25 protein-coding genes are annotated in these 25,989 nt (G+C 71.0%); 12 read left to right on the top strand and 13 right to left on the bottom strand.

Translation table 11 applies throughout. The features are described 5' to 3' along the window. Positions 1-31: 31 nt before the first annotated feature. A complete protein-coding gene (locus ACIBG8_RS49405) occupies positions 32-250 on the bottom strand; it encodes a hypothetical protein (RefSeq protein ID WP_397350288.1) in 219 nt (72 codons plus the stop codon). Between the two features lie 95 nt (positions 251-345). Here ACIBG8_RS49405 and ACIBG8_RS49400 point away from each other — a divergent pair, with 95 nt between their 5' ends. The 4 genes from ACIBG8_RS49400 to ACIBG8_RS49385 all read left to right on the top strand — a co-directional run bounded on the left by ACIBG8_RS49400 (position 346) and on the right by ACIBG8_RS49385 (position 3,933). Then, complete coding sequence (locus ACIBG8_RS49400) at positions 346-1,374, top strand: serine hydrolase domain-containing protein (RefSeq protein WP_397350287.1); 1,029 nt, start codon at positions 346-348, stop codon at positions 1,372-1,374. A gap of 26 nt (positions 1,375-1,400) precedes the next feature. Continuing rightward, complete coding sequence (locus tag ACIBG8_RS49395) at positions 1,401-1,928, top strand: DUF1707 domain-containing protein (RefSeq protein ID WP_397350286.1); 528 nt, start codon at positions 1,401-1,403, stop codon at positions 1,926-1,928. A 326-nt stretch (positions 1,929-2,254) separates the two neighbouring features. Then, positions 2,255-2,479, top strand: coding sequence for a PF20097 family protein (locus ACIBG8_RS49390; RefSeq protein ID WP_397350285.1), 225 nt, complete (start codon positions 2,255-2,257; stop codon positions 2,477-2,479). A gap of 44 nt (positions 2,480-2,523) precedes the next feature. Then, positions 2,524-3,933, top strand: coding sequence for a hypothetical protein (locus ACIBG8_RS49385; protein WP_397350284.1), 1,410 nt, complete (start codon positions 2,524-2,526; stop codon positions 3,931-3,933). Here ACIBG8_RS49385 and ACIBG8_RS49380 read toward each other — a convergent pair. Genes ACIBG8_RS49380 through ACIBG8_RS49355 form a run of 6 tightly spaced genes read right to left on the bottom strand, consistent with a single transcriptional unit; the run spans position 3,908 to position 8,044 of the window. Further along, on the bottom strand, positions 3,908-4,339 hold the full coding sequence (locus tag ACIBG8_RS49380; RefSeq protein WP_397350283.1) for a nuclear transport factor 2 family protein: 432 nt from the start codon (positions 4,337-4,339) through the stop codon (positions 3,908-3,910). The two genes, ACIBG8_RS49385 and ACIBG8_RS49380, sit on opposite strands and share 26 nt — an antisense overlap. Positions 4,340-4,350: 11 nt before the next feature. After that, a complete protein-coding gene (locus tag ACIBG8_RS49375; protein WP_397350282.1) occupies positions 4,351-4,872 on the bottom strand; it encodes an NADPH-dependent FMN reductase in 522 nt (173 codons plus the stop codon). After that, positions 4,872-5,735: an alpha/beta fold hydrolase gene (locus ACIBG8_RS49370; RefSeq protein WP_397350281.1), complete on the bottom strand. Its 864-nt coding sequence runs from the start codon at positions 5,733-5,735 to the stop codon at positions 4,872-4,874. The genes ACIBG8_RS49375 and ACIBG8_RS49370 overlap by 1 nt, the downstream gene beginning before the upstream one ends. A 2-nt stretch (positions 5,736-5,737) precedes the next feature. After that, complete coding sequence (locus ACIBG8_RS49365; protein ID WP_397350280.1) at positions 5,738-6,361, bottom strand: HD domain-containing protein; 624 nt, start codon at positions 6,359-6,361, stop codon at positions 5,738-5,740. Next, positions 6,348-7,484 carry an MFS transporter gene (locus tag ACIBG8_RS49360; RefSeq protein ID WP_397350279.1) on the bottom strand — a complete coding sequence of 379 codons (1,137 nt, stop codon included), beginning with the start codon at positions 7,482-7,484 and terminating at the stop codon, positions 6,348-6,350. The genes ACIBG8_RS49365 and ACIBG8_RS49360 overlap by 14 nt, the downstream gene beginning before the upstream one ends. Then, positions 7,481-8,044, bottom strand: coding sequence for an NADPH-dependent FMN reductase (locus tag ACIBG8_RS49355; protein WP_397350278.1), 564 nt, complete (start codon positions 8,042-8,044; stop codon positions 7,481-7,483). Before ACIBG8_RS49355 ends, ACIBG8_RS49360 begins: the two co-directional genes overlap by 4 nt. Positions 8,045-8,165: 121 nt before the next feature. On the opposite strand from ACIBG8_RS49355, the gene ACIBG8_RS49350 reads away from it, so the two are divergent. Further along, positions 8,166-10,856, top strand: a complete 2,691-nt coding sequence (locus tag ACIBG8_RS49350; RefSeq protein ID WP_397350277.1) for a BTAD domain-containing putative transcriptional regulator — start codon at positions 8,166-8,168, stop codon at positions 10,854-10,856. Next, positions 10,853-11,878 (top strand): KR domain-containing protein, encoded by a 1,026-nt coding sequence (locus ACIBG8_RS49345; protein ID WP_397350276.1) that lies wholly within the window; start codon positions 10,853-10,855, stop codon positions 11,876-11,878. Before ACIBG8_RS49350 ends, ACIBG8_RS49345 begins: the two co-directional genes overlap by 4 nt. Here ACIBG8_RS49345 and ACIBG8_RS49340 read toward each other — a convergent pair. After that, the gene (locus tag ACIBG8_RS49340; RefSeq protein WP_397350275.1) at positions 11,875-13,305 is read right to left on the bottom strand and encodes an MFS transporter; all 1,431 of its coding nucleotides are present in this window, start codon (positions 13,303-13,305) and stop codon (positions 11,875-11,877) included. The genes ACIBG8_RS49345 and ACIBG8_RS49340 overlap by 4 nt on opposite strands. Positions 13,306-13,402: 97 nt before the next feature. Further along, on the bottom strand, positions 13,403-13,867 hold the full coding sequence (locus ACIBG8_RS49335) for a MarR family winged helix-turn-helix transcriptional regulator (RefSeq protein ID WP_397350274.1): 465 nt from the start codon (positions 13,865-13,867) through the stop codon (positions 13,403-13,405). Between the two features lie 69 nt (positions 13,868-13,936). Here ACIBG8_RS49335 and ACIBG8_RS49330 point away from each other — a divergent pair, with 69 nt between their 5' ends. The 5 genes from ACIBG8_RS49330 (at position 13,937) to ACIBG8_RS49310 (ending at position 17,571) form a co-directional block, all read left to right on the top strand. After that, positions 13,937-14,707, top strand: a complete 771-nt coding sequence (locus ACIBG8_RS49330; protein ID WP_397350273.1) for an SDR family NAD(P)-dependent oxidoreductase — start codon at positions 13,937-13,939, stop codon at positions 14,705-14,707. After that, a complete protein-coding gene (locus ACIBG8_RS49325; RefSeq protein ID WP_397350272.1) occupies positions 14,704-15,477 on the top strand; it encodes an SGNH/GDSL hydrolase family protein in 774 nt (257 codons plus the stop codon). Before ACIBG8_RS49330 ends, ACIBG8_RS49325 begins: the two co-directional genes overlap by 4 nt. Then, positions 15,474-16,070: an NAD(P)-dependent oxidoreductase gene (locus ACIBG8_RS49320; protein ID WP_397350271.1), complete on the top strand. Its 597-nt coding sequence runs from the start codon at positions 15,474-15,476 to the stop codon at positions 16,068-16,070. Before ACIBG8_RS49325 ends, ACIBG8_RS49320 begins: the two co-directional genes overlap by 4 nt. Positions 16,071-16,138: 68 nt before the next feature. Beyond that, positions 16,139-16,663 carry a cysteine hydrolase family protein gene (locus ACIBG8_RS49315; RefSeq protein ID WP_397350270.1) on the top strand — a complete coding sequence of 175 codons (525 nt, stop codon included), beginning with the start codon at positions 16,139-16,141 and terminating at the stop codon, positions 16,661-16,663. 11 nt (positions 16,664-16,674) lie between these two features. Further along, a complete protein-coding gene (locus tag ACIBG8_RS49310; RefSeq protein WP_397350269.1) occupies positions 16,675-17,571 on the top strand; it encodes a GlxA family transcriptional regulator in 897 nt (298 codons plus the stop codon). Positions 17,572-17,602: 31 nt separating this feature from the next. Here the strand turns inward: ACIBG8_RS49310 and ACIBG8_RS49305 are convergent, their stop codons facing one another. Further along, complete coding sequence (locus tag ACIBG8_RS49305) at positions 17,603-20,485, bottom strand: BTAD domain-containing putative transcriptional regulator (RefSeq protein ID WP_397350268.1); 2,883 nt, start codon at positions 20,483-20,485, stop codon at positions 17,603-17,605. Positions 20,486-20,626: 141 nt separating this feature from the next. Here ACIBG8_RS49305 and ACIBG8_RS49300 point away from each other — a divergent pair, with 141 nt between their 5' ends. Then, entirely contained in the window at positions 20,627-21,925 is a 1,299-nt protein-coding gene (locus ACIBG8_RS49300; RefSeq protein ID WP_397350267.1) for a hypothetical protein, read from the top strand. Positions 21,926-21,966: 41 nt separating this feature from the next. On the opposite strand, the gene ACIBG8_RS49295 is transcribed toward ACIBG8_RS49300, so the two are convergent. The 3 genes from ACIBG8_RS49295 to ACIBG8_RS49285 all read right to left on the bottom strand — a co-directional run bounded on the left by ACIBG8_RS49295 (position 21,967) and on the right by ACIBG8_RS49285 (position 25,889). Then, on the bottom strand, positions 21,967-23,532 hold the full coding sequence (locus ACIBG8_RS49295; RefSeq protein WP_397350266.1) for a glycoside hydrolase family 13 protein: 1,566 nt from the start codon (positions 23,530-23,532) through the stop codon (positions 21,967-21,969). Between the two features lie 253 nt (positions 23,533-23,785). Further along, the gene (locus tag ACIBG8_RS49290; protein ID WP_397350265.1) at positions 23,786-24,742 is read right to left on the bottom strand and encodes a formylglycine-generating enzyme family protein; all 957 of its coding nucleotides are present in this window, start codon (positions 24,740-24,742) and stop codon (positions 23,786-23,788) included. A 10-nt stretch (positions 24,743-24,752) separates the two neighbouring features. Beyond that, a complete protein-coding gene (locus tag ACIBG8_RS49285; protein ID WP_397350264.1) occupies positions 24,753-25,889 on the bottom strand; it encodes an ROK family transcriptional regulator in 1,137 nt (378 codons plus the stop codon). Positions 25,890-25,989: the final 100 nt, after the last annotated feature.

The following is a 25,989-nucleotide window of genomic DNA, read 5'->3' as shown; positions in this document are numbered from 1 at the left end:
CTGACGGATGGGGCAGGCAAGATGTGACGGCTCACATGGCGTGATGTTGCTGGGGTTTGGCGATCACCCAGGCCAGGGTCCTGTCGGTCCTGTCGCGCAGGTCGGTCAGGAGGGCGGCCAGGTTCTCGTGGTCCATGAAGGCGGTCTGCTCGATGGAGGCGGAGTGGGTGCCGAGCTGCCCGGCCAGCGTGCTGATCTCGTTCAGGGCCTCGACGACGTCACGGCTTTCCTCGGAATTCAGATCACACATGACTCTCAATCTACGTACGGCCCGGCCTGCCGTACAGATGCATCCTTAGCAACTCGGGTTGACTATCTCGGAATTAGTCAACTACGGTTGCTTGCATGACAATCTTCGGTGTGACCCTCCTCGCCGCCTCCCTGATCGTGCCCGGCCACGGCGGTGTGCAGCGCGCGCTCGACCGGGCCGTGGCTGGTGGCGGCGGCCCCGGCATCGTCCTGGAGCTCAGGGGCGCGGGCCGGGCGCCCTGGTTCGGTACGGCAGGCGTCGCCGACATGAAGACGGGCGCCAGGCGCAAGCCGGGCGAGCACTTCAGGATCGGCAGCTTCACCAAGGCGTTCACCGGCACGGTCGTGCTGCAGCTCGCTGCGGAACGCAAGCTGAGCCTGGACGACACGGTCGCCACCTGGCTGCCCGGCATCGTCGAGAAGTACATTCCCGGCGCCGACGGCACCAAGATCATTATCAGGCAGCTGCTCAACCACACCAGCGGCCTGCCCGACGCGCTCCCCGGCCAGGAGCCGCCCGCGCCCGAGACCCCGGGGAAACGCTTCATCTACTCCAAGGTCAACTACAACCTCGCCGGGCTGATCATCGAGAAGGCGTCCGGGGCGACCCTCGCCGACGAGATCGACCGCAGGATCGCCCGGCCGCTGCACCTGGCGGGCACGTACATGCCCGGCGCGGTCCAGACGCCGCGCGAGCCGTACGCGCGGCACTACACCAAGGCGGGCGACGGGACGGTCCACGACGTCACCGACGCCGACCTCAGCTGGGCGTGGGCCGCAGGCGGGATGGTGTCCACGACGTCCGACCTGCACAGGTTCCTCGGCGCGCTGCTGGGTGGCCGGTTGCTGGCGCCAGCGCAGCAGAAGGAGATGTTCACCACCGTCTCGACCGAGGGGGCGGACTGGGTGTCGAACACCAGGTACGGCCTGGGCGTCTACTCCCAGAAGCTCTCCTGTGGCGTCACGTTGTGGGGTGGCGGCGGGTACATCCAGGGCTCGATGTCGTACGCCATGGGTGACCGGCGCGGGGCGCACATGATGGTGAGCAACCTGAACGGCGACTGGAACGACTTCTTCGGGACGTTCACCGATCTCTACGAAACTCGGTTCTGCCCTGCCCGGTGACGTCATTTTGGTGCCATGATGGTGCCATGGAGAAGGATGTTCAGCCACGCGCCTCGGATGAGGACCGCAATGCGGCCCTCCACCGGCTCCAGCAGGCCTTCGCGGACGGGCGGCTCGGGCAGGAGGAGATGGAGGAGCGCATCGAACGGGCGCTCGTCGCCAGGACCCATTCCCAGCTCGCCCCCGTTTTGGCGGACCTGTCCGTCCCTTATGTGGACGAACCTGTGCGGCTGGTCTCCACCGGGGGGAGCCTCAAGCGGGGTGAGGGGTGGCGGGTGCCGCGGCGGGTGAGGATCGAGTCGGAGTACGGCGGGGCGGAGCTGGATCTGTCTCGGGCGATCATCGAGCATGGGGTGATCGAGATCGACCTGCAGCTTCGGTACGGGTCGGTGCGGATCTGGTTACCGGCGGGGGCGACTGTCGACATCGACCGGGTGGCGACGGAGTGGGGGCGCTCCACCTACCGTCCCGCCAGGCGTAGCGCTCCGGCGGGGGTCCACGTGCGGCTCACCGGCCGCCTGGGCTACGGCAGCCTCAAGGTCCGCCACCGCTAACCCACCCACGCCAACCCCTCGAAACCGCCCCTTACGGATAACCCCCTCGAAACGATCGACCCCCGAAAACGACCGACCTCCGAAAACGACCGACCCCCTAAAACGACCGACCCTCACGGGGTGATCCACCCTCACGGGGTGGGCCCTTTCGCGGGGCGGGCGCTCTCGTGGGGCGGACCCCCTTTGGGCGTGATCCACCCTCAGGGGTCGGGGCCGTCCTCGCGGGGCGGACCCCTTATGGGGGTGACCGTCCCAAGGGGTGTGGGCGTTCTCGAGGGATGGGCCGGGCGTGGGTTCCGGGCCGTCCTCGACATACGATCAACCCCGTGACGGATGCAGCGCTGCCCTGCCCCCTCTGCGCGAGCGTGATGGAAGCGGGCGTCGTCGTGGGACGGTCTCCCGGTGTGAAGTTCAAGAAGCGGGTAGGCCTCCTGGGCGATCTCGGCGGCGTCCGGCTGACCCGCGGTTTCGGGTACCAGAGCGTCGACGCCCTGCGGTGCGAAGCCTGCGGCACCGTGGTCATCCCCGGCAGCGGCACCCGCCCTGTCTGACAGACGCATTGTCAGGATCGTGAGCGCGATGTGAAGATCAGGGAATGCTCCGATCAAGAGCCACCCTGTCCATACTCGTCGCCGCCACGACCGCCCTGCTGACCAGCGGAACCGCCGAAGCCACGGCGGACCAGCCGTTACCCTCGGCGATCTTCCGCGCCACGCACAACAGCTACTCGGGCAACGTCGCCGGCGCCAAGAACTCGATCGCCTACCAACTCGACCACGGCATCCGCTTCCTCGAACTCGACATCCACGACAACGGCTACGCGACCAACCACGACTACTCCATCGGCCACGACTCCCCGGGCCACCAGGTCGACCACAGCGGAAACCCCGCCTCCAACCTCCTCCGCGACTGGCTCGATGTCATCGACGGCTGGTCCGCGCAACACCCAGCGGCAGCCCCGATCGTCGTCGCCCTCGACATCAAGGACGACCTGACCGACAACACCTCGTACGCCGCAGGCAACCTGGCCGCACTCAACGACGAGCTCACCGCCGCGTTCGGCCCCCGCCTCTACCGCGCCAAGGACTACCCGGCGACCCCGCCGACCGTCGACCAGCTACGCGGACGGGTGCTCCCGCTGCTGTCCGGCGACGGCAAGACCCGCACCCTGTACAAGCGCGACATCGGCTCCAACCCAGCCGTGGCGATCAACAGCAGCGGCCAGGTCGTCGAGGTGCACGACTCAGGCGCCGGCGTGCTCTGGTACTGGACCGGCCAGTACGGCGCGGACGGCCGCGTGACCTGGCTGCGCCACGGCAGGTACGACACCGGCATCACCCCGGCCGTCACGCTGAACGACAACGGCGACCTGGTCGAGGTCCACCAGTCCCAGAACGCGACCACCCTCTGGTCCCACGCCGGACACGTCAACCAGGACGGCGAGATCACCTGGTCGGCCAGCAGCCAGTACGACAACGGCGTCCTGCCCACGGTCAGGTTCACCGACGCCACCCACGTGCGCGAGATCCACCGCAGCCAGAACAACAGCCAGAACTGGACCTGGAACGGCACGCTCAACGGGATGTCCGTCGCGTGGAGCGGCAACGCCAAGACCTCCGACGCCCGCTACGACAAGACCACCTCGACCAGCGGCACGTCCCGCGTGCACGTGTGGACGGGCGCAGACGGCCCGACCCCGTCGCAGACCCTGCGGGTGGACACCGACCGGTTCGCCGGCGACCGGATCCGCTACCAGCAGACCGCCTTCGACGAGTTCCAGCAGGGCAACAGCGCGGAGCTCCAGCAGGGCGCGCTGTTCTACGCGGCCCCGGCCGGCGAGTCCGGGTTCATCACCGCGGCCCGCCAGGCGGGGCGGCTCGTGCGCGGCTGGGACTTCGACTCGGCGGGCGACGCCACGGACCCGCTGGCGAACTACCCGGCGACCAACCACCCCTACGACACCTGGTACCAGGACCTGCTCACCCAGCGTGGGGCTGTCGAATGAAGATGCTGCGCTCTGATTCGTCGATGGGCACGTCGTTGATACTCGCCTCGCGGCGGGTCATCAGCCCGTCGGCGTCGAACGCCCACAGCTCGTTGCCGTGCGAGCGCCACCACTGGCCGGCCTCGTCGTGCCACTCGTACTGGAAGCGCACCGCGATGCGGTCGTCGGTGAACGCCCACAGCTGCTTGCGCAGCGCGTAGCCGTTCTCCTTGGCCCACTTGTCGGTCAGGAACGCGCGGATCTCCTCACGGCCGGTGAGGAACTCCGAGCGGTTCCGCCAGACCGAGTCCGGGCTGTACGCCAGGGACACCCGCTCCGGGTCGCGGGTGTTCCAGGCGTCCTCGGCGAGCTGCACCTTGAGCGCGGCCGTCTCTGCGGTGAAGGGGGGAAGCGGGGGACGCGACATCGCACTACTCCTTAGGCGGTGAGGGCCACGAGCCGGAGAGCCAGCTCGCGGCGGAACGCGGGGTCGGTGACCAGGCCGTCGGGGCCGACGAGGTGGCGCGGCAGCGGCAGGTGCGCGCACGCCTCCTCGACGAGCTTCGCGCCGGTGTAGCTGAGCACGCGGCGCAGCGAGTCGTGCGCGGGCAGCGCGCCGGTGGAGGCGGTGGAGACGTTGATCCAGCCGGTGGGCTTGCCGCCGATCTCGACGCCGCCGACCGTCCAGTCCAGGAGGTTCTTGAACGGTCCCGGCAGCGCCCCGGCGTACTCCGGGGTGCAGAACAGCAGCGCGTCGGCCAGCGCGATCCGCGCCCGCAGGTCGGCGACGCCGTGCGGGAGCGGATCGTGGTCGTGGTCGGGGTTGAAGTGGGGCAGGGCGGCCAGCCCCCGGTAGAGGTCGGTCTCCACACCCTCGGGCACCACGTGCGTCGCGGTCCTGAGCGCTGCTTCGTTGACCGACCCCGCCATGAGGCTGCCGCACACCAGCAGCAGGCGCATCAGCCGACCTTGCGCCCGAGGAAGTCGCGGATCAGCCCGGCGATCTCGGCGCCGTGCGTCTCCAGGGCGAAGTGTCCGGCGTCGAGCAGGTGGAGCTCCGCCTCCGGCAGGTCGCGCAGGTAGGCCTTGGCGCCGTCGGCGGCGAAGATCTCGTCGTTCTGTCCCCAGGTGATGAGGGTCGGCGGCTGGTAGGCGCGGAAATACTCCTGGAAGGCCGGGTAGCCGGCGAGGTTGACCTTGTAGTCGAAGAAGAGCTGGAGCTGGATCTCCTTGTTGCCCGGCCGGTCGAGGTAGGCCTGGTCGAGCGTCCAGGTGTCGGGGCTGACCAGTTCGAGGCGGTCGGCGGGCACGCCGTGCGTGTACTGCCACTGCGTGGCGTCGGCCTCCAGAAGCTTGCGTACGGCGGGCTCGTGCGTGACACGGTCCTCGGCGTGCGCGAACAGCGTCTCCCAGAACGGGGTGAAGCCTTCGAGGTAGGCGTTGCCGCTCTGCGTGATCAGCGCGGTCACCCGGGAGGGGTTGCGCGAGGCGATGCGCAGGCCGATCGGGGCGCCGTAGTCCTGGATGTAGAGGGCGAACCTGTCGATGCCGAGCGTGTCGAGCAGTTCCAGGGTGATCGAGGTGAGCGCCTCGAAGCTGTAGTCGAACTCCTCGACCGTGGGAGCGGCCGACTGGCCGAAGCCCAGGTGGTCGGGGGCGATCAGGTGGTAGGAGTCGCCCAGGTCGCGCAGCAGGTTGCGGAACATGGCCGAGCTGGTCGGGAAGCCGTGCAGCAGGACCAGCGTGGGCCTGGCCGGGTCGCCCGCCTCGCGGTAGAAGATCTTCTGGCCCTGGATCTCGATGGTGTGGTGCGTAACGGTCATGACTATTCCTTCCAAGGAGAGGTCTGGATGACCTCGACGAAGTCGCCGCGGCGGAAGCCGGGGACGAAGTGGGCGAGCACGTCGGCCTTGACGTTGCCGAATGTGGTGTCGGGGCGGTCCTTGACGCCGTCGGTGAAGGCGGCCAGGATCTGCCGCTTGAAGTCGGGGCGCGGGTGCTGCTCGACCACGGCCGCGCGCTGCTCCTCGGTGACCGTGTCGTAGCCGAGGCCGAGCACGTCCAGCTCGACACCCCTGGTCACCAGCGCGATCTCCGGCGCCATGTGCAGGGGGATCTCCGGCGTGGTGTGCAGCGCGATGCCGGTCCAGGCGAGCTGCGCCACCTCGGGGGCGAGGCCGTGGGTGAGCAGGAACCTGCGCGCCTCGTCCGCCCCGTCGATCTCGAAGCGCCGCTCGGTGCGGAACGAGGGCACCAGGCCGAGGTCGTGGAACAGCGCCCCGACGTAGAGGATCTCCGGGTCGTACGGCAGGCCGTCGCGCTGCCCGCGGAGCGCGCCCCAGTAGTAGACGCGGCGGGAGTGGTGGTAGATGAGCGGCGGCGCTGCCTGCCGTACGAGGTCGGTGGCCTCGGCCACCAGGCGGGTGTCGGGGATCTCAGGCAGGGACAAGGGTCTTCTCCTTGCGGAAGATGAGGACGGCCGCCGCGACGCTGAAGGCCACACCCAGCGCGAAGTAGCCGCGGTAGCTGTCGGTCAGCGCGTGCAGCGCCGCCGCCACGCCGAGCCCGACGGCCGCGGCGAGCTGGTGGGTGACCCAGGCGGGGGCGAGGGTCCTGCCGATCCTGGCCGGGTCGAGCCCGCGGGACATGACCGCCATGGTCAGCGGGATCATCGGGAAGGACGCGGCGCCGAACAGCACGGCCACGACCCAGAGCACCTCAGGTCCCGGGACGGCGACGGCCAGCACCAGGGCGAGCGCGCGCAGGCCGTACAGGACGAACAGGAGCCGCTCCGGCTTGTGCGTCCGCAGCAGCCTGGCGACCAGCGCCGAGGTGAGCCCGGCGGAGATCGCGACCACGGCGACCAGCCGGCCCGCGCCGACGACCGACCAGCCGGTCTCCAGGGCGTGCCTGGGCAGCATGAGCACGACGACGTACATGGTCGCCGCGTGCAGGCCGAACGACACCAGCACCCGCATGCGCCCGGCCAGCGACTCGCCGCGGGCCGGACCAGCGCCCGTGACGCGGTCCTGCGGCACTGCGAACCACAGGATCAGCGTGACGACCAGGCCCGCGACCCCGAGCACCGCGTAGGCGCCGCGGACGCCGACCGGCTCGAACAGGGCGGTCGCCGCCCACGGCACGAGCACCTGGCCCAGGTTGATGCCGATCGAGGCTCTGGCGAGCTTGGGACCGGCCTGCGAGCCGTACGAGCGGGAGATCAGGGTGGTGATCGTGAGACTGGAGGAGGCGGCGAAGCCCAGCCCGCCGAGCACCATGTAGGCGGCGACGAACTCCCAGGTCTGCTGGACCACCGACAGGACCAGGTAGCTGCCCGACGTCAGGATCAGCCCGACGGCCAGCACCGCCCGCGCGCCGACCCGGTCGAGGAGCGCGCCGATGCGGAGCTGGACCAGGCCGGTCAGCGCCGTGCTGAGCGCCGCGGCCACCGAGAGCGCGGTGGCGCTGACCCCGTAGGCGGCGGCGGTGGGCGCGAAGAACACGCCCATGGAGAAGTTGAGCCCGAAGGAGATCGTCATCGCGGCCAGCGCCGCGTTGGCCGTGCGGGTCACCGGAGGATCTTTTCCTTGAGCGCGGTGAGCAGGCCCGCGATGAGCTCTGCCGTCGCGTCGTCGATCAGGTTGCCCTCGGCGTCGAACCGCTCGCCGGAGCGGAAGGCGATCACCTCGGGCTTGACCACGACGTCGGAGTGGGTCCAGAGGAACACCTGGCGCAGCGCGAGCTGGGCGCGGACGGACCCGAAGTTGGTGGGCGCGGCGCCCATGATCGCGATCGGCTTGTGCAGCAGGGGGAGGCCCTCGGTCTTGGTCCAGTCGGTGCTGATCCAGTCGATGGCGTTCTTGAGCGTGCCGGGGATGGAGTAGTTGAACTCGGGAGTGGCGATCAGCAGGCCGTCCGCACGGGTGACCCGGTCGCGCAGGTCCTGCACGAGGGCGGGGCGGTTGTGCGGGGTGTCGAAGTCCATGTCGTAGGGCGGGAGGTCGCGCAGACCCTCGTAGATCTCGATGTCGAGGCCGCCGGGGTTGAACTTCCTGGCCGCCCGCAGCAGGGCGGTGTTGTGCGAGTCGGCACGCAGGCTGCCGGAAATAGCGAGAATCTTGAGGTCACTCATGGGGAGTCCTGTTCGTCAGCGGGTGACCGGGGCGAGACAGAGCATGTGGCAGGGTCTTGATAGGTTCGCCATGGATTCCCACATAGGGCACATATAGGGCGTCTGAGCTGCGGAGGAATGGTTGAGTCTGCGTTTGACGCTCCTGGGTCCGGTGACCATCTCGGTGGACGGGCAGCAGGTCCAGGGGGCCGCGCCGCGCCACCGGGCGGTCCTGGCCTACCTGCTGCTCCACGCCAGGACGGTGATCAGCACCGAGCGGCTCATCGGCGCCATGTGGGGCGCGACCCCACCCGACACGGCCAGAGCCCAGATCCACGCGGCCATCGCGGCCATCCGCCAGGTGCTGCGGGCGTCCGGTGGCGGGCAGCTCCTGGAGACCACGCCGGCCGGGTACGTGGTCAGGCCGGAACCCGGGCAGCTCGACCTGGAGGAGTTCAACCGCCTGGTCAACGAGGGCGAGCTGCGTTCCGCGCTGTCGCTGTGGCAGGGGGAGGCGCTGGCCGAGGTGAACGCCGACTACGTGGACGAGGCCCGCACCCGGCTGGAGGAGCGGCGGCTGGCCACCGTCGAGCGGCTGGCGGAGAGCGAGCTGTCACGTGGCAGGCACGCGCAGCTCATCGAGGAACTGCAGGCCGAGGTGGCCGCGCACCCGCTGCGCGAGCGGCTGTCCGGGCAGCTGATGACGGCGCTGCACCGCAGCGACCGGCAGGCCGACGCGCTCGCCGTCGCCCGCGCCTTCCGCACCGTGCTGGCAGAGGAGCAGGGGCTCGACCCGAGCAGGAGCTTCCTGGCGCTGGAGCAGTCGATCCTGCGCGGCGAGACCACGACGGCGAAGTCCTTCCTGCCCTACGACATCCCCGACTTCACCGGGCGGGCGGTGGAGCTGCGGGAGCTGGCCGAGGCCGCGTCCGTGTGGGCGATCGACGGCATGGCCGGTATCGGCAAGACCACGCTGGCCGTGCACGCGGCGCACCTGCTGGCCGGGAGCTTCCCCGACGGGCGGCTCTTCGTCGACCTGCACGGCCACACCGCGGGCCAGGCGCCGGTCGATCCGGACACCGCGCTGGAGATCCTGCTCGGCCAGCTCGGCGTGCCCGCCGACCGCATCGGCATGGCAGGCGCCGAGCGAACCGCGCTGTGGCGGTCCGCGCTGGCCGGGCGCCGGGTCCTCGTCGTCCTGGACAACGCGGCGGGTACGGACCACGTCCGCCCGCTGCTTCCCGGCACGCCCGGCACGCTGGTGCTGATCACCAGCCGCCAGCGGCTCGTCGACCTCGACGGCACCCGCGCCCTGTCGATGGAGGCGCTGCCCGCTGAGGACGCGGTGGCGCTGTTCACCGCAGTCGTGGGGGAGCGGGCGCTCGCCGAGCCTGACGCGGTGCTGGACGTGCTGCGGATGTGCGGCTTCCTGCCGCTGGCCGTACGGATCACCGCCGCCAGGCTGCGCCACCGGCCACGATGGACGGTCGCCTACCTGGCCGACCGGCTGCGTGACCAGCCCAGGCGGCTGAACGAGCTGGCCACGGCGGACCGGGGCGTCGCCGCCGCGTTCGGGCTGTCCTACCAGCAGCTGAACCCGGCGCAGCAACGCATGTTCCTGCTGCTCGGCCTGCACCCGGGCGGCGACTTCGACCCGTACGCAGCGTCGGCGCTGGCCGACCTGCCGCTGGACCGGGCGGAGGCCCTGCTGGAGGACCTCCTGGACGCCCACATGCTGCTCCAGCACGAGCCCGGCCGCTACACCTTCCACGACCTGCTGCGCGAGTTCGCCCGCTCGGACGCCCCGGTGGACTCGGCGGCCGCGCTGGAACGGCTGGCCCGCCACTATCTGGACGTCGCGTCGGCGGCCGTCGACCTGTACCACCCGCAGGGGGCCGGGCACCGGCCGCACACCGCCGCCACGAGGTCCTTCCGCGACGCGGCCGAGGCGATCGCGTGGCTGGACGCGGAACGTGCCAACCTCATCGCGGCTGCCGGGCCGTACACCGGACAGATGTCGGCCACCCTGTCCTGGTACCTCTACGAACGCGCCCACCACGCTGAGGCGCAGGTCCTGCACGCGCGGGCCCTTGAGCAGTCCCGCGAGCAGGGTGACCGGGCGGCGGAGGCCACCGCGCTCACCAACCTGGGCGTGGCCAACTGGCGCAAGGGCCGTTACGCGGAGGCGGCGGCCGAGGCCCGGCAGGCGCTGGAGCTGTTCCGCGAGCTGGGGGACCCGGCGGGCGAGGCGACGGCGCTGAACAACCTGGGCAACCTCCACCTGCTGCACCACGAGTACGACGAGGCACTCACGCGCTACCAGCAGGCCCTGGACCTGCACCGGAGCACAGGGAACGCCGAGGGCGAGGGGTGGGCGCTGAACAACCTCGGGCTCGTCCACGAGCGGCTGGGCGACCACGCGCGGGCCGCCGGCTACCACAGGCAGGCGCTCGACCTGCACCGGCGCATGGGCCACCCGGAGGGCGAGGCGTGGGCCCTGAACAACCTGGGCGTGGCCGAGGAGGACGTCCCCCTGCTCCGGCAGGCGCTGGAGCTGCACCGCGAGGTCGGCAGCAGGGACGGCGAGGTGGAGACGCTCAGGAACCTCGGCGACGCCGCCCTGCGCGCGGGCTCCCTCGACGAGGCCGCCGACTGGTACGACCGGTCCCTCACGCTGGCGCGCGAGCTGTGCATCAGGCTCGAACAGGCGCGCGCCCACGAGGGCCTGGCCCGCGCGCTCGACGACCCCGATGCCGGCCGCCCGCACCTGGAAGAGGCCGCCCGCCTGTATCGCGAGCTGGATGTGTCACCCGACGGAGGAGCGCGGAGATGAGCACCGTACTGATCATCGGCATGGGCGACATGGGCGAGCGGCTGGCCGGTCGCCTCGGGGAGGGCGGGCACGTCCGCCGCCTGGTCCTGGCCGGGCGCTCCACCGTGGACGAGGTCGCGGCGGCCGTGGCCAGCACCTCCGAGTGCCTGGTCGAGGCGGCGAAGGTCGACGCCACCAGCAGGGAGCAGGTGGCCGAGCTGATCGACCGCACGAGGCCGGACCTGGTGATCCAGTGCGCGGCCGTGCGCGGGCCGTGGGCGATGGCGGGCCGCGAGGACGCCGCTGCGCTCGCCGTCGCCAGGGCGGGGCTGGCGCTGCGGCTGCCGTACCAGCTCCCCGTCCCCCTTGCGGTCATGCGGGCCACCAGGGACGCCGGGTACACCGGCCCGGTCGCCAACCTGTCGTTCCCCGACGTGACCGGCCCCGTTCTCGCCGCCCTGGGCCTGGCCCCGACCCTCGGGCTGGGCAACGCCGCGATGATCCAGCTCCGCGTCCGCTCCGCCCTCAGCGCTCCTCGGCCGTTGATCCGGGTGCTCGCCCACCACTCCCAGGTCTTCGACGTCATGCAGGCCAGGGAACCGGCCGAGCCGGTCCGCGTCTACCTGGGCGAGGACGGGCGGCGCGCCGACGAGCTCGCCTACCAGGCGCCGCCGCTGGCCCCGGGCATCCGCTACAACCACGTGACGGCTGCGGCCGCGATCCCCGTGCTGCACGCGCTCCTCCCGGGAGCCGCGCCGCTGCGCTGGTCGACCGCCTCGCCGGGCGGGCTGCCCGGCGGCTACCCCGTGCTGATCGAGCGCGGTACGGTCACCCTCGACCTGCCCCCGGGCCTCGACCGGGCGGAGGCGATCGCCTTCAACGAGCACCACGCCCGCGGCGACGGCGTGGAACGCATCGACGACGACGGCACCGTCCACTTCACGCAAGAGTGCCGCCAGGCGGTCCCCCACCTGACGGCACCCCTCGCCGTTTCCGACCTGGAAGAGCGAGCCGAGGCCCTCGACGCCTTCCTCGACGACTAGGCGTTCTCGAGGACGGCGACCTCGGCCTTGGTCCGCCCCCGCAGCAGGATCAGGGCCAGTACGGCGGCGCCGAGCACCCCGGCTGCCGCGCCGAGGAAGGCCACCGACATCGCCGACTCGAACGCCTCGCGAGCCGCCCCGGCCAGGGCGGGAACACCGATCGCCTCAGCGATGGACCGCGGCGAACCGGCCGGCATGGCCGAGGTGAACGCGCCCGTCGCGAGGCTGCCGAGGGCCGCGACGCCCAGGGCGGCGCCGGCCTGCTGGATGGTGTCGTTCAGCGCCGACCCGACCCCGGCCTGCTCGGCCGGGATGGCGCCCATCAGCGCCGCGATCGCGGTGGGCATCGCCAGACCGCCACCGGCACCGAGCACGAACTGCGCCACGGCCACCATGACGAACCCGTCGGAGAAGGACATCAGCCCGAACCCGCCGGCCATCACGACCATGCCGAGCACCGCGGTGGCCCGGTTGCCGAGCTTGGCGCCCAGCCCGGCGCCGACCCCGTTGAAGATGAGCGACGCGATCGCCATCGGGATGAACGCCAGGCCCGCCTCCGTCGGCGTGTAGCCGAGCACGAACTGCAGGTACTGGGTGAGGACCAGCATCAGGCCACCGTTACCGACCTGAACCAGGGTCAGCGACAGGCTGCCACCGGCGAAGTCGCGGTTGCGGAAGAGCTTGAGCGGAACCATCGGGTACGGCGTGCGCAGCTCCCAGGCGACGAACGCGGCCAGCGAGACGACGGTGATGACGAGGGCGGGCCAGGAGATGCCGTGGGCGAGCTCGTTGATCGTCCAGACCAGCGCGGACATCCCGACCATCGACAGCAGGGCGCCGATCGGGTCGGCCTTGACCCACGGGCCCTTCGACTCGGGCATCAGCACGAGGGCGGCGACGATGGCGAGGGCCGCGATGGGGATGTTGATCAGGAACACGGACTCCCAGCCGAAGGACGCGATCAGCGCGCCACCGAGCACGGGCCCGCCGATGAGGCCGACCATGGACACGGCGCCCCAGACGGCCATCGCCTTGCGCCGCTCGTCCTCGTCGAAGACGGTGATGAGGATCGACAGGGTGCTGGGCATGACCAGCGCGCCACCGACGCCCATCGCCACGCGGGCCGCGATCAGCTGGCCGGGGTCGCTCGCCAGCGTGGCGACCAGGGAGGCGGCTCCGAAGAGCGCCAGCCCGATGAGCATGATCTTGCGCCTGCCGTACCTGTCGGACAGCGATCCCGAGCTGAGCAGCAGGCCGGCGAAGACCAGCATGTAGGACTCCAGGACCCACTGGACGTCCTGCGGGGTGGCGCCGAGGTCGGCGGCCAGCGCGGGGACCGCGACGGTCAGCGCCATGTTGTCGACGACCAGAACCAGCGTGCTGAGGCAGAGCACGACGAGGATCAGCCAGCGGCGGGGATGTTTCATGGGGGAATACCTTTCACAAGTTGCGCACGTCGTGCCCTTCTTGCGAACACTGTACGCATGAGGAACGGTGTGCGCAACATGTGTACGGTGTTTTGGATCAGCGGCGGTAGCCGGGGTGGACGCCGGGCGTGAGGCCCTGGTCGGCGGCGATCAGGCTGAGCAGCGTGATCAGCTGCCCGCGCTGGTCGGGGTCGAGGGCCGAGGTGATCTCCGCCTCGTGCGCCATCGCGGTGTTCCTGATCTCCTCCATGACGCGCGCCGCGTCCGGGGTGAGGTGCAGTTCGTAGTTGCGCCGGTCGCCGGTGGACCGCCTGCGCTCCACCAGGCCGGCCCGGTCCAGCGGGTCGATCAGGGCGGTGACCCGGCTCGGCACCACGCCGAGGTCGGCGGCCAGTGACTGCTGGCTGCGGCCGGGCTGCATGGCGATCATCCGCAGCAGCCCGACGTCGGACGGGGACAGCCCGAGCTCGCCGATCCGCTCCGAGAACCGTCCTGCTGCGTGCGCGCCGAGCTGTGCCAGCAGGAACGCCACGCCCATCGGCCCGTTGCGGAATTCGGTCACGGCGCATACTGTACTCCACAGAGAACGATTCACTTGAGTGAACCTTTCACTAGAGAGAAGTGATGTGCTGTGGAAACCGAATGGCCGCGATATCCAGGGCTCGACGGGAAGGTGGCCCTGGTCACCGGCGGTTCGCGCGGCATCGGCGCGGCGACCAGCCGGGCCCTGGCCGCCAACGATGTGAAGGTCGCGGTCACCGGCCGCGACGGCGCGGCGGTCGACCGCGTCGTGAAGGAGATCACCGATGCGGGCGGGACGGCGCTCGCCGCCCCCGGCGACGTGACCGACCAGGACACGCTGGCCCGCATCAGGGCGAGCGTCGAGAGCGAGCTCGGGCCGGTGGACATCCTCGCCCCGTTCGCCGGCGGGCAGGGCGCGCCCGCGCCGACCGCCGGGCTCGACCCCGCGCGCTGGCGGGCCGTCCTTGAGTCCGATCTGACCTCGGTGTTCCTCACGGTCCACGAGTTCCTGCCCGGCATGATCGAGCGCAGGGGCGGGTCGATCGTCCTCATGTCGTCCACGGCGGGTCGTCGCCCCGGTGGCGCGAACGCCGCCTACGCGGCCGCCAAGGCGGGCGTCGTCATGTTCGCCCAGCACCTGGCCGCCGAGGTCGGCGGCGACGGGGTACGGGTCAACTGCCTGGCCCCCTCGGCCGTGCTCAACGACAAGCTCGCGGCGCTGCCCGCCGAGCGGCTCCTGCACCTCTCGTCGGCGTTCCCGCTCGGCCGCATCGGCGACCCGGACGACGTCGCGCAGGCCGTGCTCTACCTGGCCTCGCCGGCCTCGTCCTGGGTGACCGGCGCGACGCTCGACCTGACCGGCGGGCGGGTGTCCGGATGATCGAGAAGCTGGTCCGGTTCCAACGGCCGGACACCGCCCTGCCGTACCTGGTGGGGGCGGACGACACCCGCATCGCGGCCATCTTCGGCCTGGACGGCGACGCCTACCGCGCGATGCTCGCCGACCTCGACCAGCAGGTACGGCAGGCAGCCGAGGAACTGCTCGCGGACCGGGGGTTCGCCCACGCCGTCGACCGCCTGCCGCTGAAGGGTCACGTGGTCGCCGTCGGCGAGAGCACCACGGCCGACCGGCTGTCGTGGTTCGAGATCCTGCGCCACGCGGTGACGCTGCGGCGGCCGGACGACGGCGTCCGGTTCACCAACCTGGCCGTCACCGGCAGCACCACCACGCAGGCGCTCGGCCAGGTGGCCTCGCTCGGCTTCCACCGCCCCGACCTGGTGCTGTGCATGCTCGGCGGCAACGACGCGCGGCGCGTCGGGCCCGGCGCGCCGACCCTGGTCGGGCTGCCGGAGACGGAACGCAACCTGGCCCTGCTGCACGACCTCGCCCAGCGGCCGTGGATCTGGCTCACCCCCAGCGCGGTGAACGAGGCGAAGGTCGCCGAGTTCCCGCACTTCCAGCGCGCCGGGATCGGCTGGGCCAACGCCGACCTCGACCGGATCGCCGAGTATCTGCTGGACCGGCCGGAGCCGACCGTGGACACCCGTTTCTCCGACGACCTCTACCTGGACGACGGTGTCCACGTCGACCTTGCGGGCCACCGCGAGATCGCCGTCCGCGTCGTCCACGCGCTGGCAGGTGCGTCATGAGGCTGATGGTCTTCGGCGCGACGGGAGGCACTGGGCGGCAGGTGGTGGAGCAGGCGCTGGCCGCCGGGCACGAGGTCACCGTGGTGGCGCGCGACCCGGCCCGCGTCCCCGAGCGCGAGCGGGTGACCGTGATCATCGGTGACGCGCTGACGCCCGAGCCCTGGCGTACGGAGGTGAAGGGACAGGACGCCGTGCTGTCGTGCCTGGGCAGCACGGACCGCCGCCACCCCACCACCGTCTACTCGGACGGCACGGCCAACATCCTGACCGCGATGCGCGACGGCGGGGTGCGCCGCGTCATCTGCCTGTCGTCGGCGGGACTGGAGATCGCCCCGGACACCCCGCTGGGGCAGCGGCTCGTCACCCGGCTGGTGATCCAGCGCCTCTACCGGCACGGCTACGCCGACATGGCGCGCATGGAACGGGACATGGCGGCGGCGCACGACCTCGACTGGACCGTCGTGCGCCCGCCGATGCTGACCGACGGCCCGCTGACCGGCAACTACCAGGGCGGGTCGATCTCCCGCGCCGACCTCGCCCACTACCTGCTCACCCTCCTCACCGACGAGAGCACCTATCGCACCGTCGTCTGACCGGATCGGTCCGGAGGACGACTGGAAGGAGCCTTCAGCCTGGGGCGCGCGCTCGGCAGGGTGGACGCATGAGCAACGCGCTGATCGTCATCGACGTCCAGGAGTCCTTCCGCCAGCTCCCCGACTGGCACCTCGTCTCGCAGCCGAACATCGTGGACCAGGTCAACCGCCTGGTCCACGCGGCGCGGGAGCGTAAGGACCCGGTCGTGTGGGTGCTCGGCACGCGCCCGGGCACGGGGACGGTGTTCGACCCCGCGCTCGGCTACTGCCGGTTGATGGACGGGCTGCAGCCGGTCGAGGGCGAGCCGGTGCTGACCAAGACCGCCCACAACGCCTTCACCACCACCAACCTCCAGCAGTTCCTCACCGCGAGGGGCATCAGGAAGCTGACGGTGTCCGGCATCAAGACCGAGCAGTGCTGCGAGACGACCACGAGGATCGCCTCCGACCTGGGCTTCGACGTCACCTTCGCCATCGACGCCACGGCCACCACCCCGATCGGCGACCTCGGCGTGGCTGAGATCATCGAGCGCACCGAGTATGTTCTGGACGGCCGGTTCGCCACGATCAGGACCGTCGACCAGCTGACCTAGGAACCGTCTTCATGCCACGCGTCGTCTTCCTCCTCATCCCGCAGGTGCACCTTCTCGACCTGGCGGGGCCCGCCCAGGTCTTCTCCGCAGCGGACGACCTGGGCTACGGATACACCCTCAGCTACGTGGCCGAGGATCCGGACGTGGCGACCGTACAGGGGCTGCCCGTGCGGGCCGAGGTCGACTGGCCCGAGCTGGACGCCGACGACGTGATCATCGTGCCCGGCTGGCGCGGCCCGACCAGGAGGCCCACCGCGGCCACCCTCGCCCGCCTGCGCGACCACCACGCGGCGGGCGGTACGGTCGCCAGCGTGTGCGCCGGCGCCGACGCGCTCGGCCGCGCCGGTCTCCTCGACGGCCGCCGTTGCACCACCCTGCACACCGTCCAGGACGAGCTGGCCCGCCTGTACCCCAAGGCGATCGTGGAGCGGGACGCGCTCTACGTCGAGGACGACCGCGTGGTCACGTCGGCCGGGGTGTCCAGCGGCATCGACGTGGCCCTGCACCTGGTGAGCGGCAGGCACGGCCCGTACGCCGCGGGCCAGGTGGCGCGCGCCATGATCGTCTACTCCCGCCGGAGCGGTACGGCAGGCCAGATCAGCGTGATGTTGCGGCACCGGTCGCACGTGGACGAGACCGTGCACCGGATCCAGGACCTCATCGAGGCGCGCTTCACCGAGTCGCTGCCGCTGCGGCTGCTCGCGGACGCGGCGGAGTGCAGCGAGCGGACCGTGACCCGGCTGTTCCGGCAGGCGACCGGCATCACCCCGCTGGCCTTCCAGACCGCGTTGCGCCTGGAGCGGGCGGAACACCTCATCGGGCAGGGCGCCACGGCCGAGGTCGCCGCGCGGGAGGTCGGCTTCCAGGACGCGCGGATGTTGCGCCGCCTGCGCGCCCGCGCCACATGAACGCCCGGATGCTTCTATAGGAACGCTGCTTCTATAGGAACGCGCGGGCTCGCACGGCGAGAAGCGGGATTCCCAGCCGATCCGCCTCGGCCGCCGCCTCGCGGAAGGCCGCCTGCGCCGTGGAGAGGTCGCCGAGCCACTGGTGGACATGGCCGAGCTCGATCAGCGCGGTGACGTAATAGGCCGGGGACGCGGGCAGGTGGGGAACGGCGGCCGTGATCGTGTCCAGCGCGGTGCGCGGATCGCCGGTCCTGGCCTGCAGCATTCCCTGTCCCAGCCGTACGAAGTTCACATACAGCGGGTGGCTGACCCGTTCGGTCAGGAGCAGCGCCCGGTCGATATGGGGACGCGCCTCTTCCGGCGCGCCGAAGTCCATGAGCGTCATGGCGAGTTCCGTGCTCACGCACATCTCGCCGATCGGCTCGTCGAACTCCTGAATGAGCGTGAGGCATTCCTGATAAAGCTCGACGGCCCGTTCAGCCTCGCCTTTGTCGTTGTGGGATTTGGCCAGGCGGCGCAGGCCCATCGCCAGGGGGCGTTGCGCGGTGCTGGCGCGCAGAAGTGCCACTCCCTGCTGGAAATAGTCGAGCGCCGCTTCCTCGTCGAGATTGTCCGCCGCGAGCTGGCCGAGAATGGTCAGTTTGCTGCCCGCTGACACGGTGTCGCCGGCGCGGCGATAGAGCTCGACCGCCTCGGCCAGCGCGGCCCGCTGCGCCTTCGCCCGTCCGGACGAACCGTCGATCTGCGCCACGACGCCCAGGAGCTCCGCCCGCAGCCAGGCGTCGTCCATCTGGTCGGCCGCGCTGAGCCCGTTCCTGGCGTGGGCGTCGGCGGCGGGCAGGTCGTTGGCCAGCAGGAAGCCGAAGGCCAGGGACAGCTCCATGCAGAGGACGCCGCGCGGGTCGTGCGCCCGTGTCGCCGTGTCGAGGCCCGTCTGGCAGTACGTCATGAGCTCGGCGTGCCGGTCGTCCATACGCATGAACGTCTCCGCCGCCCAGACCAGCTGCCAGCAGTGGCTGTCCTCTTTCGTGGCTATGTCCAGGATTGAGGCGAGTTCGAGGGTGAACCAGGCGCGCGGGTCCTTCCGGTGCGCGCCGGTCATCGCCGGTCGCCGCGACGGGGTGACCGGGTGCCGGTAGGAGTCGTTGTAGTGGAGCTGGGCGTCGGCCTCCTCGGCCAGCGTGTGCCAGGCGTCCGCGACGTACCCCAGGATGCTGCTCCCGTCGGCCTGCTCGCCCTGTTCACTCGCGAAGGGGCGGACCAGGTCGTGCAGGCGGAAGCGGGCCTGCCCGAGGGCGTCGACGCCGAGCGGGTCCACGAACCTGGCCTGGACCAGGCGGTCCAGGGTGTCCAGCCCGTCGGCCGGCGCGCTGTCCAGCGCCGCGGGAGCGATCCACGCGGGGAAGTCGTCGGCCGTGACCAGCGCCAGGCACCGCAGCAGCCGCTGCTCTGCCGCGGTCAGCGAGTCGTAGCCCGACTGGAGGCTGGCGCGGACGCTGCGCTCCGCGCTGGTCAGCGCGTCGAGCCGCTGCGCGCTGTCGCTAAGGTCCCGCGCCACCTCGGCCAGCGACACCTCAGGGGCCAGCGACCGGCCCGCCGCGATGCGTACGGCCAGCGGTAGCCGTCCGCAGGAGTCCACGATGTGCGCGGCGGCGTGCGCCTCCTGCGTCACCCGATCGGAGCCGATGGTGACGGCGAGCATGTGCAGCGCCTCGTCCTGGGTCCACGGCTCCAGGCTGACGAAGCAGGCCCCGTCGAGGTCGACCAGCATGCGGCGGCTGGTCACCACCAGCCCGCACTCGGCAGGGGGAAGCAGCGGGCCGATCTGCGTGACGCTGGCCGCGTTGTCGAGCAGCACCAGGCGCGGGCGCTGCGACAGCAGGGAGCGGTACATCGCGGCCGACTCCTCGACGTCGTCGGGCAGCGCCGAGCCGTCCACGCCCATGTCCCTGAGGAAGCGGTGGAGCACCTGGTGGGGGTCGCGCGGCTCGTCGTGCCCGCGCAGGTCGAGGTAGAGCTGCCCGGAGGGGAACTCGTGCCTGAGCCGATGGGTCGCCGTGACGGCCAGCGCGGTCTTGCCGATGCCGGGCAGCCCGTTGATCGCGACCGTACGGCGCGCCCTCACCTGCGCCTCGATGGTGGCCAGCTCCTCCTGCCTGCCGACGAAGTCGGGCAGCGGCGGCGGCAGCCGCCACGGGGTGGGCACCGCCAGGAGCTGCTGGTCGTTGCGCAGGATCGCCTCGTGCAGCCGCTGCAGCGTCGGTCCCGGCTCGATCCCGAGCTGCTCGCGCAGGTGCGCGCGGATGTCGCGGAACGCCTGCAACGCCTCCACCTGGCGGCCGCTGCGGTACAGCGCCAGCATGAGGTGGCCGCGCAGGTTCTCCCGGTACGGCTGCGCCTGGGCCAGGTCGGCCAGCTCGATCACGAGGTCGAGGTGGCGACCCAGGGCGAGCTCCGCCTCCAGCCAGCCCTCGCGGGCGGCGAGCTGGAGCTGCTCCAGCCGCCCCGCCTCCTCGGCGAGGAGGTCGCAGCCGGTGAAGTCCGCGTAGGCGGGGCCCTGCCACAGGTCCAGCGCTTCACGCAGCGTACGGCTGGCCGCTGCGAACTCGCCGCGGTCCAGCTCCCCGCGCCCTTTCGCGGCCAGCGCGCGGAACCACGCCGCGTCCAGCTCGTCGGTGGCCATCGCGTATCCGCCCTGAATGCTGAGCAGCTGGTCGGGGCCGAGAGCGCCGCGCAATTGATGCACGTACTGCTGCACATTCGCGCGCGCCGAGGCCGGTGGGCGTTCTCCCCACAACGCGTTGACCAGCGTTTCCCGCGGCACGGTCTGACCGGCGCGGGAAAGGAGAACGGCTAACAAAAGGCGCGGCTTGTAGGCCGTGCGGAAGAAGACCTGTTCCCCGTTGTGTAACACCCGAAGGGGTCCAAGAACCCGAAACTCCACCCCGAACTCCATTTCTCGAGGTGCAGAATCCTGGACCTGATGCGGGGTGTCAAGGGCCGGTCACGGGTCGCGTTGCATCGTGGCTATAGCGATACAGGACAGGCTCTGCCTGTGCTCGCCGACGGGGGCGAGATCGAGGAGGGCAAATTCATGGTTCGTAGCTGGTTGGGCGGGGCGATAGTGGCCCTGGTCGCGATTTCCGGGGCGGTCGCGACCCCTGCTGCCGCGCAGATAGAAGAGACGCCGTACTTCGAGGGCCAAAAGCTCGCGTGGACGTACGTGTCGCTGAGCCGTCCCACGACCTCTTACTGGAACGCCAGCGGGGACGCGCCCGTCGGGCTCGGGGTCAAGCCGGTGGGGCTGTTCCGCTCCTTCTTCCGGCTCGACACCTCGAAGGTGAGCCGCACCCACATCCTGAACGCCAGGCTGGCTACGTTCCAGAACAGCGGGGAGTGCAAGCCGGGCGTCGAGCTCTGGCTCACCGGGGAGATCAGCGAGCAGACGACCTGGGTGCGGCAGCCCTCATGGATCAAGAAGCTGGGCACCGCAGGGTGCCCTGGGCAGAGCTACCGGGCCGTCACGGACGCGGTGACCGAGGCGGCGGCGCGGGGCGCGCAGCACGTCACGTTCGGCCTCAAGTCGGCCGACGAGACCGACCTGCGGGGCAGGAGCGTGTTCGAGACGGAGTACTACGTCGACACCGGCATATACCGGAGATCCCCGAAGTTGATGATCAACTTCAACACGCCGCCCGCCAAACCCCCCAGGACCGCCCTCACCAACGGCGACTGCTACGTCACCCCGCCGGAGGAGTGGCAGCAGCGCGACTACGCAGCCACCACGACGCCGACGATGGTCGCTGAGATCGTCGACCCCGACGAGGCCGGGACCGGCCAGCAGTACGTATTCGGCCGGGTCGAGTGGCGGGCGCCCGGCGGCGCGGTGCTGGGAGACGTGGCCAGCGAGCCCCGTCGGTCAGGTCAATGGGTATGCGCTCAGGTACCCGCGGGACAGCTCAGTGACGGGGGCACCTACGAGTGGCGGATACGCGCCGAGGACGGCATCGACGTCAGCGAGTGGACGGAGTGGCAGAAATTCACCGTGGACGCGACCAGGCCAGAAAGCGCGCCGGACATCGTCTCGACGGACTACCCGGAGGAGCAGTTCAGCGGTGGCGTGGGCGTGCAGGGGACCTTCACCTTCACGCCGCACGGGGTGACCGACGTGGTCGGCTACGCCTACGGCTTCGGCGGGAGCCCGAGCAGCGATGTCCTGACAGCCAACAGCGACGGTTCCCTGACCTTCACCTTCACGCCCGACCGGTCGGGCCCGTTCACGCTCAGTGTGGTCAGCGTGGACCGGGCGGGTCACTGGAGCCCGCAGCGTGACTACATGTTCTTCGTCAACTAGGGACGAGGTTGAAGGCCCGGACCCACGTGTGGGTCCGGGCTTCAGGCCTGGAACCAGGCGGTTGTCACCCCGGGCACCGATCCCTCAGCGGGTTCGTCCGCGTCTGACGAGACGAGCGGCGTGCCGTACGGCACCGTATGGGGTTCTGGGCCGAACACCGTCACGCACACCAGCCCGCCGCGGCGGAACGCCAGCACGTCCTCCCGCCCCGTCTCCAGCCACTCCAGCTCCCCACCAGGATGCGCACGCCGGATCGCCAGCGCCGCCCGGTGCATCTCGACCGCGGACCCGGCGACCCCCGCCTGGCTCTCTATCGCGTAGTCGCCGAACCACGGCGGCTGCGGCAACCACGTGTCCGCCGAGCTGGAGAACCCGAACGAAGGCCCGTCGGTCGTCCAGGGCAGGGGCACGCGGCACCCGTCCCGCCCGACCTCCGCGCCTCCCGTGCGCAGGAACGTCGGGTCCTGACGCGCGTCGTCCGGCAGGTCGAGCACCTCGGGCAGCGCGGCCTCCTCACCCTGGTACAGGTAGACGGACCCGGGCAGCGCGAGCTCCAGCAGCACAGCGGCCCTGGCCCTGCGGATCCCGAGCGCGGTGTCGACCACGCCACGCGGCCGGGTGGGCGGCCCCGAGGTGTGCTCGACCACCCCGAGGCGGCTGGCCGTACGGTGCACGTCATGGTTGGCCAGCGTCCAGGTGACCACCGCGCCCGTCGCGGCGATCTCCTCCAGGCCCCTGGTGATCGAGGCGCGGAACAGCGTGGCGTCCCACGGGCGGACCAGCAGGTCGAAGAAGAACGCCTGGGGCAGCTCGTCCGGCCGCAGGTAGAGCGCCAGATCGGCGACCGTCGGCACCCAGATCTCGCCGACCAGGGTCAGGTCGCGGCCGTAGCTGTCGGCCAGCTTGCGCCAGCGCCGGTGTACGTCGTGCACCTCGGGCCGGTTCTGGGCGAGCCCGTTGTAACCCGAACCGCCGGTCCAGTCGGGCAGGTCCACGTGCTTGAAGAGCATGTGCGCCACGTCGATGCGGAAGCCGTCCACCCCGCGGTCGAACCAGAACCGCAGGACGTCCTCGAAATAGGCGCCGACCTCGGGATTGCGCCAGTTGAAGTCGGGCTGGCCCGGGTCGAAGCTGTGCAGGTACCAGTCGTCGCCGGCGCGGGTCCAGGCCGGGCCGCCGAAGACGGACTGCCAGTTGTTGGGCGGGTCGTCGCCCCTGCCCTTGCGGAAGATGAACCGGTCCCGGGCGTCCTGGTCGCCGGCGAGGGCGGCCTGGAACCAGGCGTGGTCGCTGGAGCAGTGGTTCGGCACGAGGTCCATCAGCAGCTTCATGCCGCGGGCGTGCACGTCGGCGAGCAGGCGGTCGAACGCGGGCAGGCCGCCGTACCTGGCGTCGATGTCGACGTAGTCGGCCACGTCGTAGCCGTGGTCGCGGTCGGGGGAGGGGTAGCAGGGGTTCAGCCAGATCCCGTCTACGCCGAGGGCTTGGAGGTAGTCGAGCCTGGAACGCAGCCCGTCGAGGTCGCCCAGCCCGTCGCCGTCTGAGTCGGCGAAGGAGCGCAGGTACACCTGGTAGATCACGGCCTCACGCCACCAGGACGTCGTCATTCTTCCTCCAGGGTCTCGACCAGAAGCCTGTTCCCTTCATGACCCATGCCATCACGCCCACACCACCCGCTTAGCGATCCGCGACCCCGCCCGCCCCCGGGAACCCCAACAGAACGCCCCTCGCGCCGCGCCCGCACCCCCTCACCTCCTCACAGAGGTCAGGGGAGATGTGAGAGAGCTCTTGGTTAGATGTCCTTAGCGGCGCTCAGCGCGAGGGTGGGTTCGAGGTCCTCAGCGGTGCTCAGCCCGTGGGTCAGGCGTCCAATGCGCATCTGAAGCCCGTGTTCCCAGTGGAGCTGTCCGGAGTGTTGGCGGTCCGGGCGGCGACCCGGTACCGGTTGCAGTACGACTCGTGACACAGGTAGCTCCCCCCCTTCATGACCCGCCCGTCGCCCGACGGCGGCCCCTGGGGATCGACCCGGGTCTCCGGCCGTTCCTCCACGTGCCAGCTGGTGCTCCACCAGTCAGCCGTCCACTCCCAGACGTTCCCCGCCACCTCGTAAAGACCGAACCCGTTGGGCGCGAACGACTTCACCGGAGCCGTCCCCGCATACCCGTCCTCCACGCTGTTCACGCTGGGAAACCGCCCCTGCCAGATGTTGCACCGCCACCGCCCCCGCGGCGCCAGCTCGTCCCCCCACGCATACCGCGCCTGGTCCAGCCCACCCCGAGCGGCCATCTCCCACTCCGCCTCCGTGGGAAGCCGCTTGCCCGCCCACGTCGCATAGGCATGCGCGTCCCGCCAGGACACGTGCACCACCGGATGCTGAGGCCGCTTCGTCACATCCGAGCCCGGCCCCTCAGGCGCCCGCCAGCAGGCCCCGTTGACCCCGCCCCACCAGGGCGCACCGGGCACCGTGGCGTCCATGACGTGCGCCCGCTGCTCCTGCCCCAGGAACGCGCGAAATACAAAGGACCACCCGAACTGCTCAGCCTCGGTCACATACCCGGTGGCCTTCACGAAGACGGCGAACTGCCGGTTGGTGACCGTCGTGGCGTCGATCAGGTACGGCGAGAGCCGTACAGACCGGACAGGCCCTTCGCCGTCACCGGCGTTACGGTCGGGATCGTCGCCGCCCATCCTGAACTCCCCGCCGGAGACGGCGACCATCCCCTTGGCCACCGCGCCCGGGTCGCGGACGGGCACCTCGAACGGCAACGCCACCTCGGCGGACGCGCCATGCCCCGCGTCTGGAGCGCAACAACTCATGGCCGAAAACCTATACGCCCCTCGCGATGTTCCTCGCGGCGATCTGCTGCCACGCCCGCTGGCCCCCGGAGATGATCGCGCCCACGAGCACGGCGGCGTCGCCCAGCGCGGAGATCTCCAGGCGCGGCGGGTGGTGTGCGAGTTCCCCCACCGCCGCCGCGATCGCCGCCAGCGAACCCCTGCTGGCCAGCCCGATCCCGCCCCCGAGCACGACCAGCTCGACGTCCACGACCCGGCTGATCTCGGCGATGCGCGCCGCGATCCGCCGCGCCTGCTCCGCCACGATCCGTCCGGCCAGCTCGTCCCGCGCGGCCGCCGCGTAGATCGCCTCAGGCGCGACGGCCAGGTCGCTGCCCTCTGCCGCGATCCAGTCCGCAGCCCACCCGAGCAGCGCGTCGGCCGACGGGCTGCCCGGCGCGAGGTCGCGCCCCGGCGGCGGCGCGTCCACCTCTCCCGCAGCACCGCGATGCCCGCGAAAGGGCCGCCCGCCGAGGATCAACCCCGCGCCGACCCCCGTGCCGACGGACAGATAGGCGAAGTCCGCGACCCCGCGCCCGTGCCCGGCCTCCTGCTCGCCCAGGGTCGCCAGGTTGACGTCGTTCTCCACCTGTACGGCGGCGCCCAGGGTGGCGGCCAGCTCGGCGGCGATGGCGAACCCTTCGAGCTCGTGCGCGTTGCTCGCGCGCAGGAGCCCGTCGGCGCCGACGACGCCGGGCGCCCCGGCGACCACCAGCTCGATCGGCAGGTCGTCGGCGATCTCGGCACGGATCCTCCGTACGGCCGACATGACCGTGTGCGGCGCGCAGTCGCCCAGCCGCACGTCGTGCCGGTCGAGCGGCGCGCCGTCCAGGTCGGCGAGGAGGCCGCGGACGTACCTGCGCCCGATGTCGAGCCCGAGCACGAACGCCGCGTCGGAGGCGGGTTCGAAGTAGACGGCCCGGTAGTGGGTCTCGTTCGGCGCGCTCACCTCGCGCACCAGCCCCGCCGCGAGCAGGTCGGTCAGCACGCTGCCGACCGTGGGCTTGGAGAGCTTGGTACGGCGGGCCACCTCGGCACGCGACAGCGGCGGGTCGCCCCTGATGACGTCGAGCACCAAAGCGGCGTTGGACTCGCGCACGCTGGACCACGTCACCCTGCCGCCGGACATGGGATCAAGGCTAGTAAAGAGTGTTGCCAACGACAATGCGCTGTTTTCCTGCGGTGATGCGGATTGGGTCTTGCGAGGTCCCGGTCCGCGTGTTTACCTT

Source organism: Nonomuraea sp. NPDC050556 (assembly GCF_044457355.1).
Taxonomy (GTDB): Bacteria; Actinomycetota; Actinomycetes; order Streptosporangiales; family Streptosporangiaceae; genus Nonomuraea.
The sequence above is the reverse complement of the archived record's forward strand: the minus strand, read 5'-3'. Positions and strand labels throughout refer to the sequence as shown.

What these genes read in the sequence shown, in the direction of transcription:
- ACIBG8_RS49405 (WP_397350288.1), bottom strand. Translation starts at nt 250, where the DNA reads ATGTGTGATCTGAATTCCGAGGAAAGCCGTGACGTCGTCGAGGCCCTG.
- ACIBG8_RS49400 (WP_397350287.1), top strand. Translation starts at nt 346, where the DNA reads ATGACAATCTTCGGTGTGACCCTCCTCGCCGCCTCCCTGATCGTGCCC.
- ACIBG8_RS49395 (WP_397350286.1), top strand. Translation starts at nt 1,401, where the DNA reads ATGGAGAAGGATGTTCAGCCACGCGCCTCGGATGAGGACCGCAATGCG.
- ACIBG8_RS49385 (WP_397350284.1), top strand. Translation starts at nt 2,524, where the DNA reads ATGCTCCGATCAAGAGCCACCCTGTCCATACTCGTCGCCGCCACGACC.
- ACIBG8_RS49380 (WP_397350283.1), bottom strand. Translation starts at nt 4,339, where the DNA reads ATGTCGCGTCCCCCGCTTCCCCCCTTCACCGCAGAGACGGCCGCGCTC.
- ACIBG8_RS49375 (WP_397350282.1), bottom strand. Translation starts at nt 4,872, where the DNA reads ATGCGCCTGCTGCTGGTGTGCGGCAGCCTCATGGCGGGGTCGGTCAAC.
- ACIBG8_RS49370 (WP_397350281.1), bottom strand. Translation starts at nt 5,735, where the DNA reads ATGACCGTTACGCACCACACCATCGAGATCCAGGGCCAGAAGATCTTC.
- ACIBG8_RS49355 (WP_397350278.1), bottom strand. Translation starts at nt 8,044, where the DNA reads ATGAGTGACCTCAAGATTCTCGCTATTTCCGGCAGCCTGCGTGCCGAC.
- ACIBG8_RS49345 (WP_397350276.1), top strand. Translation starts at nt 10,853, where the DNA reads ATGAGCACCGTACTGATCATCGGCATGGGCGACATGGGCGAGCGGCTG.
- ACIBG8_RS49340 (WP_397350275.1), bottom strand. Translation starts at nt 13,305, where the DNA reads ATGAAACATCCCCGCCGCTGGCTGATCCTCGTCGTGCTCTGCCTCAGC.
- ACIBG8_RS49325 (WP_397350272.1), top strand. Translation starts at nt 14,704, where the DNA reads ATGATCGAGAAGCTGGTCCGGTTCCAACGGCCGGACACCGCCCTGCCG.
- ACIBG8_RS49320 (WP_397350271.1), top strand. Translation starts at nt 15,474, where the DNA reads ATGAGGCTGATGGTCTTCGGCGCGACGGGAGGCACTGGGCGGCAGGTG.
- ACIBG8_RS49315 (WP_397350270.1), top strand. Translation starts at nt 16,139, where the DNA reads ATGAGCAACGCGCTGATCGTCATCGACGTCCAGGAGTCCTTCCGCCAG.
- ACIBG8_RS49310 (WP_397350269.1), top strand. Translation starts at nt 16,675, where the DNA reads ATGCCACGCGTCGTCTTCCTCCTCATCCCGCAGGTGCACCTTCTCGAC.
- ACIBG8_RS49295 (WP_397350266.1), bottom strand. Translation starts at nt 23,532, where the DNA reads ATGACGACGTCCTGGTGGCGTGAGGCCGTGATCTACCAGGTGTACCTG.
- ACIBG8_RS49290 (WP_397350265.1), bottom strand. Translation starts at nt 24,742, where the DNA reads ATGAGTTGTTGCGCTCCAGACGCGGGGCATGGCGCGTCCGCCGAGGTG.
- ACIBG8_RS49285 (WP_397350264.1), bottom strand. Translation starts at nt 25,889, where the DNA reads ATGTCCGGCGGCAGGGTGACGTGGTCCAGCGTGCGCGAGTCCAACGCC.